The sequence below is a fragment of the Vibrio sp. QJM3NY_21 genome, from assembly GCF_057785975.1.
In genome coordinates, this window is record NZ_CM173514.1 from 1,861,259 (window position 1) to 1,876,423 (window position 15,165).

Sequence of the window (15,165 nt, forward strand, 5' to 3'; positions counted from 1 at the left end):
TGTAACGTGTCTGTATTAACAAAGGCAACTGGCTCGCAGCTTTTGCATACAGTTCGCACTACAGCAATTATATACCAATAGGAAAACCAATATGAAAAGCTTAATCGCTATATCCATAGTAACGGCTCTATCTGCAGGCTCAGCGTTTGCTAATGAGATCGTTAATGAATCATCCACAAATGTAGATGTTTACAACACTCATGACTTCTTCTTGCAAAAAGGCAATCGCGTTAAACTTCAGTTTCCTATTGAACAGTCTAAGTTTGCTTGGCAGAACCTAAGCCGTTTCTATCCTACCGCTCAAATTGAACGTGATGGACCTGTCTACCAATTCCCATATCAGATTGACCAAGAAATTGGTGAAATATCAGCGACTGTGCACGGTGAAAGCAAGACATTAAATGAACACCTAGATTCTTACCCTGTCGATGCTTTTCTTGTTGTTAAGAGTGGAGAGGTTGTCTTTGAACGTTACAACACGATGCGAAAAACAGATAAGCATAATTGGTTTTCAAACTCGAAAATTACAGCAGGTATAGAGCTGGCTAAGTTAGTCAATGAGGGCAAAGTTAACCCTAATGACCCTATTTCTAAATACATTCCTGAATTAAAGGGATCTGACTGGGATACAGTATCTGTTTCTGATACTGCAAATATGGCGACAGGCTTGAACGCAACAGAGCACGATGAGCCAGAGGCAGACTCACGTATAAACCCAGAACAACCTTGGTTTAAATGGGCGGTTTCCATTGGCGTGTTTGAGGGTGAAGGCAACCAAAGCCCACTTGAAGTGCTGGCCGAAATGAAGCGAAGAGCACCGGGCGGAAAAACATTCGAATACAATTCAATTAATACGTTTGTTCTGGCTCGACTTATTGAGAATGTTCGTAACTTACCCATGAATGAGATTGTCAGTCGTGATATGTGGCAGAAAATGGGGGCAAATAATGACGCTTACACTGTCGTTTCTCCACAAGGGGGATACCCTTTAATGTTTTTCTCAATGAATACCACAATTGAAGATATGACTAAATTCGGTATGTTACTTACTCCGTCAGCCACAAAGTTGGGTAATGGTGGTGTTAGCAAAGAAGTCATTACGTTAATTCAAGACTCTGGTAACCCAGAAGCTTACGGTGGTGGTTATGTTGGTAAGATGATGGAAAACTCTTTCTACAACGACACAAACATCAAGAATGGTTATCAATTTGATGCAATCTTTGAGGATGGCGACTTATTCAAGGCCGGTGTTGGCGGTCAAGGTGTGTATATTTCACCAGAAAAAGACTTAGTTATATCTTTCTTTTCAACCAGTAACGGCAAAAATCAAGAAGAAACTTATGCTCGTGAGATTGCGAAATATTTTAGCCGCTAATTATGCAATCGGTGATTGCCACTTGATGTGATTAATCATTGATAGATTTGATCATTGAATAGAGTTTTATCTTTTTGTAACGCCAGTCGCCTGACTGGCGTTTTTTTGTTTGTTGAACTTGGTTATTGATTCCCTGTGATTGGGTGATTAAGTACCACGATATCTTTGAGTCATCTCAACACCACTATCCATTATCGCTTGTGTTAACGCTTTTATGCGCTTTAGGCTCGTGGTTACACACTAATGCCATGGCGTAAAGAAGTTCACATTATATAGATACGATTGTTTGAGCTTCTTCCCGTTACTCATTGAGTTCAGACTATACATTCGATCTCCTTACCCTCTACTCATTGGCAATGCGCGTAGTGTTGGGATGCTAAGTAAGCTCAAGAGTGGCTTCGTTTGAATTCACTTATCTTGATGGGGTTAGGTATGCACTAGCAAACGTAAACAGTTAAATATCAATCAATAACGGCATTGAAATAGGCCGCTAGAATAAGGTTTTGAGTGTTGAATCAATATGGGATGTAGGCGTAACTTGATAGAGATAGAGATAGAGATAGAGATAGAGATAGAGATAGAGATAGAGAGTCAGTTCAAGGTAAGGCCGAACTGAATAGTCAATCGTCGCTATTTTAATAAAGAAGAGTGAGAGGGTGTAAGGAAAACAAAACTAAAAAAAGGCGAACCTCTCAATTCACCTTTAACATATTATGGATTTTGGTCGTTTTAGAAGAATACTTTGTATTGGAACCAAACCACGGTGTCGTCAATGTCTAGTTTTTGATTGGTTGATTCCATGCTTCCATAAGTATTTTCAACCTTGACTTGTCCCCAACGTGTTTTGTCTGCCGAAAAAGGAGTCGCTGCGAGTAGAGTGGTTTTAACGGTACTCGTTTCAATATCACCATCCATATATGTAAATTCTGGGTAGGCTGCGAAATAAGTACCATCGGCGCCCGGTTTCCAAACTGCATAAGCAGCAGCCATACCACCTACGATGCTATTGTCTGTCACACCGAAGGCACTTGTTGTGCTGTCTGAATATTCACCGCCCATTACTGCTGCACGGCCAAAAAAGGTCAGAGAGTCGATTGGAGTTCTAAAAATAGCGACACCACCTACTGCAGCAGTAGTAAAGCTTGCATTATCAATGATATCTAATGATGCGGCTACACGAGGTGTAATAGCACTATTTATGTTGAACACATGGAAATATTGAGCTCGGCTGTCTTTATATTTACCTTCATTATCCATCGAACCTTCCAATGTGAACATAGACATCTGCCCGTTGTCATAAGCGTATGATAGTGCCCCTGATAGCTTTAGGTCACCTTTGTTGTTGGTTGCTACATACATATTAGAGCTGGCACGAGTCATATCGGATGGGTCGACTTTTTGAATGTCATCGCCAGCAAATGCAGAAATAGAAATAGTAGCAAGTAAAGCCGTAGACAAAGCGGTCATTTTTAGAGTGTTCATGGGACGTTCCTGAGTTATTTAAGTTAAGTTGCCGAAGCAATGACGCAACTTTACACAAGGTTTTTAGACTCATTAACTCTCTAGCGATGGGCTCGAACCATCGTTGTCATCCAAACAGCGTCGGTAAAGGGGGAGGGCGGTTTCTCGTGGTAAAAAGTATATTAATTCGTATGTTTAATGTGTATTTGGGAAGATATTTGAATTCAAGTCAGAACGTGCTGATAAAAATGTGTCACTTAACAAGAGAAACATACGTTGTATTGGTTAATGTAAACTCTGGTGGTAAGATTTATTATCGAATATAAGGACTCGCAGGGCATGATATGAATTTTAGTCTTGAACAATTAAATACTTTCGTTGCGGTATATGAACAGCAAGCTTTTAGTAAAGCTGCGATAAAATTGAATAAGCACCGAACAACGGTTGCACAAGTCATCACGAGTTTAGAAGACCAGTTAGCGATCACTTTATTCGATAGATTGAGCCGCAGTGTCGAACCGACTGAAGATGCAGTACTCCTTTATCATTACGCAAAACAAATTCTAGAGCAGGCTAAAACTCTTGATCGATTTGCATTAAGTCTTTCATTTGGCGGGCTAGAGTCAGTGACGATAGCCTATGCGAGCTTTTTACCTCATCACGTTGTTTCTAAAATTCGTCGACAGCTTTATGAAGACTTCCCATCCATGCGCGTTAATTTTTTGGTCAGAACGAAACCAGAAATAAAAGCAGGGATCGAAGACGGAAGCATTCATTTTGGGATTGTGAATATATACGAAAGCAAAGTGATTAATAGTATTGATTTTACCTTTTTGGGGAATATGCCTTTTGTTCCATTTGCTCATGCAGGAAGTGAATTATCGGCTAAGCCCTCAAACGAAACGCTCTCAACGATGAAATCTTTACGCCAGTTTGTACTCAAATCTATGGTCGATGATAAAATGACGGAGAAGGTTGTTGTTTCTTCAAAACATGAGTATGTTGATCAATTAGCGGTCATTGTTAAGCTTGTCCAAGATGATTTTGGCTGGGCTCTTTTACCAAAGTCGATAATTGAATCTGAATATATGACAGAGAATTTGGTAGAGATAAAATGTGACGAGATCAAACAAGAAATAATGGTTCCAATATCCCTTTGGTGTCCACATTCAAAACAGATTGCTCAGGTAAAAAAATCGATCATCAAGGTCGCTGATTATTATATAAATAAATCAGCGTACTAAAAACGGACACTGTATTGGGATGAGTTCATCAGGCTATAGAAGTATTTATCTTGATGAGCTGTCTATTATGAGTTTGTTTTAGCGCACTTTGAGTTATAAAGTGCCAAGAGTTAAAAATCGGTCTATCCAAGTTGTGGGCAAAAGCTTGTCAGCTACATTACTAAATTAGAATATAACGGATTAATTGGAGTATGGAAAAATAACACTCTTCTAAGTGGCTAGCAACGCAAAACACAATATTAAAACTAACTGCCATAAACACTAAACTAGACTAGCACTAAAATTGGGACCGAAATTTGTTGACCACTACAGGTCGGATTTAGAGAGTTTGAACCTCCACCTCCCCAAGTTACCTTCAATAAACTTTAGTTTTCCGGTGAAAGAGAACGTTTTATATTAGAAAAAACAAAAGCACCAATCGTAATAATAGGTAAAGAAATCATTATTCTTAAATTTCCTTCTAATTGAAAATAGCCATCTAAAATTAGAGAGGAATAGACAGTCGGTACAGATACTAATGCGAATATGCATGATTTTTTAACTCAAAAAAATACTTTTCTCTAATAACTAAAATCCAGAAGATAAAGTAACTCAATAACGATAATATAAAAAATCCCTTGAAATTAAGCACTAAGGTTAAAAACCAAAGAAATGCGATAATCAATATTTTTTCACTTCTCTTCATAACACCCCCACTATCAACATTTACCCACTCCTACATCCCCCTCAGATGAGCATGATCTTATCCTCTTTCATCGGATTATATTGGATAGAGGAGAATCAAGCACCTGAATTTTGTAGAGCTTGATCTAAATAGCTTTTGGACAGAAGCTAGTTAGATTAAATCGGCTAGACTCCCACTTTCAGATAACTTTTCGTATCCAAAAACATCAAAGACCACCATTGTTTGCGGTGGTCGATTTGCTCGGAACTGGAAAAATCTGTCACCCGATATGTTTAACTCCAGGCTAAATTTGATTTTCTAGTATGTATGCAGTACGTACCAGTATAAACTCCTACCTTGACCTATCACACCGTTATTTAGCTCATAAGCAAGTCCATTCTACTCATCTCAACATTAGCCTTACCCGATATAAATGCGTTTCTTTGAGCTTCGTAAACTTCCATACACTTACTATACTGCTCTTCCCTTAGTTTGTTTGTATCAACAAATGTCTTAACAACACCAGCCTCAACTCTGGTACAGTTTAAATTACTAATGGATGTAAGGAAAAACATGCCAAGTAACTCATCATTGTCACCCAAATACGGCTTGGCAATGTCCACCTCATTCAATCCTGGAGTTCTCCACTTTTCTTCAATGTTGATGGCGAAGTCTTTCTCAGGGCAGAAAAGATACTTTGTCACTGAGTGAATGGCTTTAGCAATCCCCAGCCTTGGTTTTTTCATTTGTAGCCGTAGGATTAGTCTCTCAACTGAGTGGACCGAAAACCTAATATTGCTGTCATAGATGGACAACACGCCATTTACCCTGGCTATGTATGCACCAGCGAACTTCAGGGAGCTTTCATCGAACAGGACAATCATGCCATAGATGTTTTTCTCATCGATGTAGAAGCCTGACATTGTTTTATCTTGAAAGAGATTCTTTACCTGCTTTCTGAGATTCTTTTCGCCCTTCTCTTTGATGTGTATCTTCTTGAGGTTTTCAACGCATTCCCTTTGTAGAAACTTTCTTGCCTTTACTGAATACTTCTGATCAATAGGAAGTGTCGGGTCCAAAACAAACTTACTAGCGGTAGTGCTCATACTTCATTCCATTTCTGGTGTTGGTGGAACATCAACAGCCACAATTATTTTGTCTATATTTGTGGCCAGTGACTGTTATCTTTGGGAGTTACGATTCATTTAATAGCCATCTATTGCAGGATGGTAATCAACGTCCACGTAATTATCCCATTCAGCGTCCCACGCTCTGGAAATATGATTGTTAATTAGCTTGCCGTCTAGATAGAAGAACTCTCGGTAATTGCGCCCAATCTCACTCTCCACTTGTTCAATCACAAGCTTCTCAGCATCTTCGATTGTCCACGGGTTATCTTTCTCTCTGACAAACTCAATGCAGATATAGCCCCAATCATGCAGATAGTCTTTGTCGCCATTCTCCGACCCGCCGGGAGCAATTAGACCACGTTGTTGTAATTCATCTACTGTGAGCAAACGTGCACCGATACGTTCAGCGAAGCCTTTGTTTAAGTATTCCTCTTGGAAGCTCTTTCTAGTCGTGATGAAATCACCTTCAACCTCTTTGTAGTCAAAAAGCTCCAAATCATCGTTGAACACTACAAGTAAGGAACTTTGCAGGTCAGGGTTAAACGGATTGATGGTAGCGCTAAACTCGTTTTGTTTGAGTCTTTTCAGGTAGGTATCTAAAGCATGGAAAGATGGGTAACCAATCTCTTGAGCGGCAACTTCAAGTGCTTTCATGTGACCGATTTTCTTCTCTTTTTTGATAGCTTTAGCACGAGATTTTACTTTAGAAATGGATGGTCGGGCAATTTTAGTCATGGTCTTATTCCTACACGGATTAACCTTTAGATTCACTCCTAATCATCAGTCATTCCGCTTATCAAAATAAGATCAGCTAAAACGATAGATATGTTCATGGTTCCAATATTGGAGTTTGCCTTTGGAGTGGGCTGGCTGCCATATAGCCGCTGGATAAGATATCCAATGCATAGTTGATTGTCAAAATGTTTTATATTTCTTCAGCTCGCAGCTTGTTATTTTATAAAGCTACCGTTGTGTGTGCTAGGCAGTCATCTAGCCCTCAACCTCTCATGACAAAAATTGATCAATTTTTATTGGATCTGACCAAACTATTTTGTACTCCGACACTTGTATGCCTGGTACTTTGTATATTGGAGTTGGACATTTCCGAATTAGGGTTGGACTCCAACTCGTTTCATTCGGATAAGGAAAAGTATCTGAAGCCTAAACGCTGTATGCACACATTACTTACTTGTAGCTAAACGGGCAGCAAGTCCCAAAAATACCGCACCCAATACACCATCGATATGACGGTTTAAATTAAAGTTACGACCTAGCAAAGAACCCAGTTTACTAAAAGAAAATGAAAAAATAGTATTGATACATAAAACAATACTACTAAGAATGATTCCAAGTATGAGTATCTGACCGGTTAAAGCACCATCAGAATGCGTAAACTGAGGCAAGAACATACTAAAGAAGAGTAACGCTTTGGGGTTCATAATATTGTTAAGTAAACCACGGTAGACTAGCTCTTTATTACCCAAAGACTGAATCGTCTGACTTGCAGATACGTCTCCTTTATTCTTTAGCCATCCACGTAATAAATTTATTCCAAGCCAAGATAGATAAATTGCCCCAACAATTTTGATTACCAATACCAAAGGTGGCATCGCTTGCATCAGTTTTCCTAAGCCAAATGCTACTAACAGTGTTTGAATTAGCCCCGCAATGAAAATACCAAGTGACACCATTACTCCAGCTTTAAAGCCACGAGTCGAAGAATATGTTGATATGAGCACTAAATCTGGCCCCGGAGAAATTGCTAAGAATATAGTGGTAACAAAGAATAGCGGTAATATCGTGGTATCAATCATTTTTTACTGGCTCCTTTCTGTTTGCCAGACTTTACCGACTAATCATTTGAGATGAAAGCTGAATGACTGCCACAGGTAAAAATTCAGCTTGTGAAGTTTCTGGACATTTGTGAGTTAGAGTCTGCAGTCTATCTCGCCTGTATAGGATTAGTAAATGTATGCCAAAAGCATCAGAACAAAACGCAAGACCTGCCCCCGTTAATTTTAAAAGTTAACAATACGTGTAATAAGGTTTCTAATGATATTATAGAGTGAATGTTACTATTATTTTCATGTGGTTGAGGAATATTCATGCAAGAATGGCTGACGAAGATCTTCTCTTCTATTATATCGACTAAGACCGCTTCAATAGCTCTAATCACAATCATCTTGGCTATAACAAGTTGGCAGACTGCTGACGCATTTATCATATCGAAAGGTGCTCCAAGTACCTTAGCTCCGTTCTTTATATTGATGGGAGCATACGGCTTAGCACACATCATTGTAGAGCTTGTAATGTACTGTAAGGGTCGTTTCGTTAAGTGGTGCAAAGATAATAAAGAAGCCTCTGAACGAACGGCTAAGAAAGAATCTGATATAGCTAATCAAAAACATGTATTGGAGGCTTTCCAAGCTACTGCTAGAAAAGCTATTCCCCATTTACCTAGCAGGCAAATTAAGATATTGATGGAGCTTCATGAAAAAGAACATGTTCAGTATCACAGGCATAATAAGGATGGTATTTCCAACCTTATTAAACTCAATTACATCTATGCAGTAAGTCTCGTCAATGAAAAGGACTATTTGTTTGCTATTAGCCCAGACGTATTCGAAGTGGTCGATTCATACTTAAAGAAACAGAGAGAAGAGCTGCTTGTTAAGTTTTGTGAAGAACTAACTGATAACGATATCGAGTTCTTAAGAATCTTCTTCGATGAGAAGGTACCTTTTGGTGTGCCAGAAACAGAAATGATGCAAGCTCTAGTCTGGAGGTCGGGTGAAGCCATGCTTAGGAAAGGGATTCTAAGAAGCTACGATAAGAAAAGAAGTCAAAGGAATAACACGCACACAGTGTTTGAGTTAGTAGCAGATACTGAAAAGAAGCTTCAAGAGTTGAAAGGGTTTGGTAATAGCTACCGACAAGAGGCTGAATTAGCTTGGAATCTTATATTAGTAGGCATGAATGACGGTAGAGTATCTAAAGAAATCCTATTAGTTAGTGCTGTGGATCATTGAATTTTCCCTCGCTTTTAAGAGTTTTTTATCATTATCTCTACTAAGGTAAAACTCGCTCACTTTGAATCATGTGAAGTGCTGCTGAAACTCATAATGGGGCAGAAATGAGTCAGCTCTGATCAAGGCCTGAAGTAGGAAATGTCAGATACGTTTTTTCCCACTCATTTTATCCTTTCCTACTCGTGCTTTTTGTTTGCAGCTCCCACCACTCACACCCCCTCTCAACCATTCGCTCCTTGTAATTACCATTCGTCGCATTGGTAAAACTGCACGACAAATTCTAGTTAACCTTTCAACGTCAACATTTGAAAGGGATTAGAAATCATGACTACTTCACAATCATTAAATTCAGGCTCTACCACTTCTGTGCTTAAGCGTTCATTACTGATTGCACTTGTTTCATTCGCACCCACTTTGGCGCAGGCCAACCCAAGTTCAGATGTGCTCGATATCTACAACCAAGCCGCTCAAGGCAATGAAGATCTGGTTGAGGTGGCTTATGAACGCCTTAATGACACGCTGCAACAAGATGGAGCGACACCACTGACGTTGGTTTACCTCGGAAGCACAGAAACCCTGATGGGGCGTGATGCGTTCTTACCTTGGAATAAGATGAAGTATGTGGAAAAGGGTTTGTCGACCATTGATAAATCACTGGTGCTGCTTAAAGACGAAGACCAACCAATTCATGAGCAACCTCGTGTTCAAGGGCTACCAGATTCTTACCTAACTCGCGCAATGGCCGCCGTTACTTACACCTCTCTGCCAGACATGTTTAACCATTTCGATCGTGGTTATGACCTGTTCCTTTCGTTACTTGCGGAAGATGATTTCCAACAACAACACTTCGCTGCGACCTCATGGATTTACCGTTATGCCATTACCGCATCGATTCGTGCTGAAGACTTCGAGCAAGCACAGATGTGGCTTGAAAAAATGGAAAGCACCGATGCAGGCAACATCGAGACAATGACGGCTAAAGCCCTAATAGCGAAAGCCAAATAACAGCTGCGAATGCTAAATAGCGGTTTACTAAAGCTCATTCACAACAGCGAACGCTTAAGAATGATGGGTGATCGGAGGGTAAGGGAATGATTGAATTTAAAAATATCGGTAAAGCGTATGTCACGGGTGGGCAACGTGTTGATGCATTAAACGGGATCGATGGACACATCCAGCGCGGCGAAATGGTGGCCTTGTGCGGCCCGTCTGGGTCAGGAAAAAGCACACTGTTGAACATCCTTGGTTTGTTGGATATGAGCTATCGAGGACAGATCAATATTGATGGCCAACCGTATCCGACAGAGCAAATCGCTGCTGCACGTTTTCGTCGTCAGTCGTTGGGTTTTGTGTTTCAGCGCTTCAATTTGGTTCCTGTAATGACGGCTCTTGAGAATGTCGCTTATCCATTGATGTTGAACCAATGCTCAAAACAAGAACAGCAGACCAGAGCTCAAGAGATGTTAGAGCGTGTTGGGCTAGGAGATTACGTTCATCACCGTCCAGACAACCTTTCAGGCGGTCAGCAGCAACGTGTTGCGATAGCCAGAGCGCTAATCCACAACCCAAGCTTGGTGATTGCCGATGAGCCGACTGCTAGTTTAGACAGCCACACCGCCAACCTTGTGATCGACATTATGAAAGAGCTTGGCCACGAAATGGGCACGACTTTTATTGTTGCGACGCACGACCCAAGAATGGCGCAGCGTTGCGATCGAGTGATTGAACTTATCGACGGTCAATTGGCTCCACAAGCTGCAACCACGGAGGCGATCTCATGGGCAAGTTAACACAAAGAATGAGCACGTTTTTACTTCCAACTTCGGTGCGTTTAGCGTGGCTTAATTTATTAAGAAACGGTCGACGCAGCCTGCTTTCAGTGTTGATCATCGCCATTGCGGTATTTGCACTGACCAGTGCCGGTGGTTATGGGCTTTACACCTATGAGTCACTGAGAGAATCGACTGCGCGTGATACTGGCCACCTTACTTTGAGCACGCCAGGTTATTTTGAACAAGATGAAGACATGCCGCTGAGCAATGGTCTGGACAACGTGCAAGCGCTAACCAAGAGCATTATTGGCGATAGTGATGTGCGTGGTGTGCAGCCGCGAGTCTATTTTAGTGGCTTGGTTTCTAATGGCAGTAAGTCGACCATTTTTATGGGAACGGGCGTGAATGAGCGTGAATTCGACATGAAAGGTCCTTTCCTTGATGTACGCAGCGGGCAAACCCTGTCGGATGTGCAATCCCCAAGATACGACAGTCAAGAACCACAAGTGATGCTGGGTACTGACTTGGCTCGTAACCTTAAAGTTGCGGTAGGAGATTGGGTGATTCTGCTCGCGACCACAAGTGACGGTGCTTTGAACGCTTTTGATTTTAAGGTGCAGGGCATCTACTCGACTGGGGTTCCTGAGCTGGATAAGCGTCAGTTGTATGTTCATATCACTGCCGCTCAAGAGCTGTTGGCCTCAGACAAAGTCAGTACCTTGTCGGTGTTCCTATTTGAAACAAGCAAAACCTCGACCGTTCAACAGCGCATCCAAACTGCTTTAGAGCGAAATAGCGCTAGCCAAAACGATCCAGGCTCAGAGATCGAGATTACCCCATGGCAAGATCGCGCGTTTTTCTACACCAAGGTTAAAGATCTTTACGACCGGATCTTCGGCATCATGGGCGCAGTGATGGCGTTGGTGGTGTTTGTGTCGTTGTTTAACACCATGACTATGTCGGTGACGGAACGTACTCGAGAGATCGGCACCTTGTCAGCACTCGGCAGTTACCCCTCTGAAATCGTCGCAGGCTTCTTAAAAGAGGCGGGTTTGCTGGCACTGATTGGTAGCGTTATTGGAGCACTAGTGAGTGGCTTGATGTCGTTGCTACTGCTGGTGGTTGATATACAAATGCCGCCACCTCCCGGCAGAACCGAAGGTTACCCACTCAACATTTACTTCTCATTGGAATTGGTTGGTTACGCCACCTTAGGTGTGCTGACAATATGTTTAATCGCTGCTTATTTCTCTGCTCGTAAAGGCGTGAACAAGCCAATCACGGAGGCGCTAGTTTATGTCTAAATTAACTCGTTCAATTAAAACGTTGGGCTCTGTTTTGGCTTTGGCCTCGGTTTTAGCACTAACTGTAACATCGACGCCAAGCTGGGCAGTCGATTCACAACAAGTCACTGAGATGATTGCCAAGGCGGATAGCTACCGCTTGAACAGTGCACAAGCCTCTAAGGTAGTGTCTTTGGTGGCGTTATATCAAGACGAGCAACTGGACAAAACCCGTGAATACAACGTTTACACAAGACCAAACCGAGAGTCGTTGGTCGTCTTTAAATCAGCTGTTGAAGCTGGTCAAAAGATGCTGATGATTGAAGATAATTATTGGTTACTGATGCCGAAATCGCGCCGACCAATTCGTATCACACCGATGCAAAAGCTATTGGGTGAAGCCTCGGTGGGCGATATCTCGACACTCACTTGGAGTGAAGATTACCAAGGTGAGTGGGTTGCCGAACAACTGGTTGAGATGCCGACTGGCGAGACAATTGATACCCATCACCTAAAGCTAGCGGCGAAAACCAAGGGTGCCAGCTATCAATCGATTGACCTGTGGTTAACGGCAGACCGAGCGTTTCCAGTTAAAGCGGATTTGTACCTGCGTTCAGGAAAGTTAGCGAAGCAAGCGTGGTTTGCTGAAGGTGTGCGAGATGGCTTGCCAAGTGTGGTATCGATGACCTTGCTCGATAAGATTCAGCCGAGTAAGAAAACCGTGATTGAGTATCGTGAAGTAATAGAACAAAGCTTGGAAGACAAATACTACAACCCTGCTTATTTGTCGCGTAACAGTGTATCTGGATTGTAGGTGATCGTATGAGAGCGCCCAATCGCCGATTCCACATAAAGTCTTCAATCACTACTTTGCTTGCTTTGTCTTGTGTGAGTAACACGATTCAAGCAGACGATCTGAGCTTGGCCTGGGATTGGCAACTGAGCGCTGAGTCGGTTGAATCGCGAGAGTCGCCATTCAGTCCTTTAGCATCAGATAATCGCCAGTCACTTAATGGTTTGCTGGATCTAGAGGTTGGATATGGCAATTGGCTTGGTCTGTTCGCAGTGAAAGCCAATGATATTGTGAGCAACAACCCTCAAGAACAAGACGCGACCTTTGAGTCTGAATTCATTGTGCGTGAGTTGTTTTGGCAAGGTGGTGTTGAGTTGTCGAATTCAGTAATCGGTGACCACTACCTTGATGTCACGCTTGGTAAGGTTCGTTTGGATTGGGGTGTGGGTTATGGCTATCGACCGTTAGACATCATCAAGCCGTATCGACAAAACCCAGTAGGCATTGTCGCAGAAGAGGGCGCGGGAGTCGCTTCGGCGTCACTGTTCGATATGACGGGCGAATGGACACTGCTTTACAGCGATTCCTCGTGGACTTCCCAAGACGTGAATGAGTTCGAAAAGCAGAACCAACAACAAGGTGTTGGCCTACGTCGTTATAACCTGATTGGCGACCACGAATATCAATGGGTCGCCTATTATGACGATGTACGCCACGGCTTGTTTGGAGCGAGCTTGGTGTCGGTGTTGAACCTCGCTTGGGAGTTTCATGGTTCGATGGTTTATCAGCGACAAAGCCTTGGCTACAGCCAGTCTGATTCCATACTTAAACCTGTTTACTTAGAAGAACAGGGCGAGGCCTATCAAGCGTTAGCCGGATTAACATGGGCCAATGACACTGGCCACAATGTGGTGTTGGAATACTGGTTTGATAGCCGTGCTTGGAGTCATTCTGAGTGGCAAAGCGCAATAGAAAATGCCGAGTCTTTGTCGGTTAATCCAATGATAGCATCATTGGCTGGTTCTTACGCTCAGGGCTATCAACACGCCAATTTGGTTCAACACAACATCATGTTTCACTGGTCTTTGGATTCTACACATGGCTGGCTTGAAGATATCACGCCGACATTCGACGTCATGTTATCTCCACAAGACGGCGGCTTTATTGCTACGCAGTGGCTCAACTATCAGGCTTTAGATAATGGCGACTCATCGTTGGATTTGGAACTTGCTGCACGCTTTCTAGGCGGTAAAAGTGATTCTGCTTACGCCAACTTACCCGATAGTCATATGATTCTCTTAAATATCAAAGGACGGTTTTAATGAGTACTTCTTCTAAAAGTGAATTTTCGTGGCCAAAGAGTTTCACTCTGACCACCATTTTCTGCGCTTTGATTGCTGTGACCACGCAAACCATATGGGGAGGCGATTTCATCCTCAACCTCGCGATCAGCTTTGGTTTTGGTTTGAGTGCGGTCGGCTCTTCTTTCATTTTGGTTAAGTTGTTCAAAACCGAATCTCGTGTGTTTGAAGTGGGTATCTCGATGTTGGTGGCGATGACGGTTGGTACGTTAAACGCACATTATTGGTTAAATGGTTTCTTTGGTGACAATTTCTCTGGGCTGAAATCGGTGATGTTGTTGGGTGTCATTTTCTGCTCGGTTTGTTACTACTATTTTTATACGAGAGGCGAACAACTCAGAGCCGAAAATGAGTTGGAGATTGCTAAACGCCGTCAAGCTGACCAAGAGAAAATCGTGGTGATGAGTCAGCTAAAGCAACTTCAAAGCCAAATTGAACCTCATTTTTTGTTCAACACTCTCGCCACCATAAGCGTGCTAATTGAGACTGATGGCGCTAAAGCCAAGCTGATGTTAGAAAAGCTGACGGATTTACTGCGCGTGACATTAAAAAATAGTCGTGCCGATCAATCTACGGTTTCTCAAGAAGTCGATTTGATTGATGCTTACCTTAATATTCAGAAAATTCGATTGGCAGAACGATTGGAGTTTTCGATTGAAACGCATGGCATCAGCGACTTGCAGGTGATTCCGCCATTCTTGATTCAACCTTTGGTCGAGAATGCACTCACGCACGGTATCGAACCTAAAGCCGCGGGTGGCCAAGTGAATATCCGCATAGCTCAACAAGCGCAGCAGCTAAAAATCGAAGTTGTAGACAATGGCGCTGGGCTGAACTCCCCTTCTATTAGTGCGGGCCATGGTGTGGGACTTAGCAATATTCGTCAGCGAATCGAAACCCTTTACGGTGAGAAAGCTAGCTTGACGATCACTGAGCAAGCTGAGGGTGGGGTGGTATCGACAATCTTATTACCGCTTATCAGCGAAACTAGATCTGAGAACGATGAGCCGAACCTCTAAGATCAGTGATTACAAACAGACGATTTACAGTGTG

The 15,165-nt window shown here is 42.4% G+C and carries 13 protein-coding genes; 9 read left to right on the top strand and 4 right to left on the bottom strand.

Features of this window, described 5'->3' with window-relative positions; genetic code table 11:
* The first annotated feature begins 91 nt into the window (after positions 1-91).
* On the top strand, positions 92-1,375 hold the full coding sequence (locus AC3CID_RS23580; protein ID WP_054546068.1) for a serine hydrolase domain-containing protein: 1,284 nt from the start codon (positions 92-94) through the stop codon (positions 1,373-1,375).
* Positions 1,376-2,104: 729 nt separating this feature from the next.
* Here AC3CID_RS23580 and AC3CID_RS23585 read toward each other — a convergent pair.
* The gene (locus AC3CID_RS23585) at positions 2,105-2,857 is read right to left on the bottom strand and encodes a hypothetical protein (protein WP_065206503.1); all 753 of its coding nucleotides are present in this window, start codon (positions 2,855-2,857) and stop codon (positions 2,105-2,107) included.
* Between the two features lie 323 nt (positions 2,858-3,180).
* Between AC3CID_RS23585 and AC3CID_RS23590 the strand changes: the two genes are divergently transcribed.
* Positions 3,181-4,080 (top strand): LysR family transcriptional regulator, encoded by a 900-nt coding sequence (locus AC3CID_RS23590; RefSeq protein WP_017075582.1) that lies wholly within the window; start codon positions 3,181-3,183, stop codon positions 4,078-4,080.
* Positions 4,081-5,121: 1,041 nt separating this feature from the next.
* Here AC3CID_RS23590 and AC3CID_RS23595 read toward each other — a convergent pair.
* The 3 genes from AC3CID_RS23595 to AC3CID_RS23605 form a co-directional block, all read right to left on the bottom strand.
* Positions 5,122-5,850 carry a hypothetical protein gene (locus tag AC3CID_RS23595; RefSeq protein ID WP_171327607.1) on the bottom strand — a complete coding sequence of 243 codons (729 nt, stop codon included), beginning with the start codon at positions 5,848-5,850 and terminating at the stop codon, positions 5,122-5,124.
* A 99-nt stretch (positions 5,851-5,949) separates the two neighbouring features.
* Positions 5,950-6,609 (bottom strand): hypothetical protein, encoded by a 660-nt coding sequence (locus AC3CID_RS23600; protein WP_108092377.1) that lies wholly within the window; start codon positions 6,607-6,609, stop codon positions 5,950-5,952.
* Between the two features lie 446 nt (positions 6,610-7,055).
* Complete coding sequence (locus tag AC3CID_RS23605) at positions 7,056-7,688, bottom strand: LysE family translocator (RefSeq protein WP_171311293.1); 633 nt, start codon at positions 7,686-7,688, stop codon at positions 7,056-7,058.
* A 291-nt stretch (positions 7,689-7,979) separates the two neighbouring features.
* Between AC3CID_RS23605 and AC3CID_RS23610 the strand changes: the two genes are divergently transcribed.
* The 7 genes from AC3CID_RS23610 to AC3CID_RS23640 all read left to right on the top strand — a co-directional run bounded on the left by AC3CID_RS23610 (position 7,980) and on the right by AC3CID_RS23640 (position 15,131).
* Positions 7,980-8,903, top strand: coding sequence for a hypothetical protein (locus AC3CID_RS23610; protein WP_488527611.1), 924 nt, complete (start codon positions 7,980-7,982; stop codon positions 8,901-8,903).
* Positions 8,904-9,227: 324 nt separating this feature from the next.
* A complete protein-coding gene (locus AC3CID_RS23615; RefSeq protein WP_488527612.1) occupies positions 9,228-9,908 on the top strand; it encodes a hypothetical protein in 681 nt (226 codons plus the stop codon).
* Positions 9,909-9,994: 86 nt separating this feature from the next.
* Positions 9,995-10,693, top strand: coding sequence for an ABC transporter ATP-binding protein (locus AC3CID_RS23620; RefSeq protein WP_488527613.1), 699 nt, complete (start codon positions 9,995-9,997; stop codon positions 10,691-10,693).
* On the top strand, positions 10,681-11,979 hold the full coding sequence (locus AC3CID_RS23625; RefSeq protein ID WP_488527614.1) for an ABC transporter permease: 1,299 nt from the start codon (positions 10,681-10,683) through the stop codon (positions 11,977-11,979). Before AC3CID_RS23620 ends, AC3CID_RS23625 begins: the two co-directional genes overlap by 13 nt.
* Positions 11,972-12,772 carry an outer membrane lipoprotein-sorting protein gene (locus AC3CID_RS23630; protein WP_488527615.1) on the top strand — a complete coding sequence of 267 codons (801 nt, stop codon included), beginning with the start codon at positions 11,972-11,974 and terminating at the stop codon, positions 12,770-12,772. Before AC3CID_RS23625 ends, AC3CID_RS23630 begins: the two co-directional genes overlap by 8 nt.
* Before the next feature lie 8 nt (positions 12,773-12,780).
* Positions 12,781-14,073, top strand: coding sequence for a hypothetical protein (locus AC3CID_RS23635; RefSeq protein WP_488527616.1), 1,293 nt, complete (start codon positions 12,781-12,783; stop codon positions 14,071-14,073).
* On the top strand, positions 14,073-15,131 hold the full coding sequence (locus tag AC3CID_RS23640) for a sensor histidine kinase (protein WP_488527617.1): 1,059 nt from the start codon (positions 14,073-14,075) through the stop codon (positions 15,129-15,131). Before AC3CID_RS23635 ends, AC3CID_RS23640 begins: the two co-directional genes overlap by 1 nt.
* The last annotated feature ends 34 nt before the right edge of the window (positions 15,132-15,165 follow it).

Coding starts and splice junctions, on each gene's coding strand:
- AC3CID_RS23580 (WP_054546068.1), top strand. CDS start 92: ATGAAAAGCTTAATCGCTATATCCATAGTAACGGCTCTATCTGCAGGC.
- AC3CID_RS23585 (WP_065206503.1), bottom strand. CDS start 2,857: ATGAACACTCTAAAAATGACCGCTTTGTCTACGGCTTTACTTGCTACT.
- AC3CID_RS23590 (WP_017075582.1), top strand. CDS start 3,181: ATGAATTTTAGTCTTGAACAATTAAATACTTTCGTTGCGGTATATGAA.
- AC3CID_RS23595 (WP_171327607.1), bottom strand. CDS start 5,850: ATGAGCACTACCGCTAGTAAGTTTGTTTTGGACCCGACACTTCCTATT.
- AC3CID_RS23600 (WP_108092377.1), bottom strand. CDS start 6,609: ATGACTAAAATTGCCCGACCATCCATTTCTAAAGTAAAATCTCGTGCT.
- AC3CID_RS23605 (WP_171311293.1), bottom strand. CDS start 7,688: ATGATTGATACCACGATATTACCGCTATTCTTTGTTACCACTATATTC.
- AC3CID_RS23610 (WP_488527611.1), top strand. CDS start 7,980: ATGCAAGAATGGCTGACGAAGATCTTCTCTTCTATTATATCGACTAAG.
- AC3CID_RS23615 (WP_488527612.1), top strand. CDS start 9,228: ATGACTACTTCACAATCATTAAATTCAGGCTCTACCACTTCTGTGCTT.
- AC3CID_RS23620 (WP_488527613.1), top strand. CDS start 9,995: ATGATTGAATTTAAAAATATCGGTAAAGCGTATGTCACGGGTGGGCAA.
- AC3CID_RS23625 (WP_488527614.1), top strand. CDS start 10,681: ATGGGCAAGTTAACACAAAGAATGAGCACGTTTTTACTTCCAACTTCG.
- AC3CID_RS23630 (WP_488527615.1), top strand. CDS start 11,972: ATGTCTAAATTAACTCGTTCAATTAAAACGTTGGGCTCTGTTTTGGCT.
- AC3CID_RS23635 (WP_488527616.1), top strand. CDS start 12,781: ATGAGAGCGCCCAATCGCCGATTCCACATAAAGTCTTCAATCACTACT.
- AC3CID_RS23640 (WP_488527617.1), top strand. CDS start 14,073: ATGAGTACTTCTTCTAAAAGTGAATTTTCGTGGCCAAAGAGTTTCACT.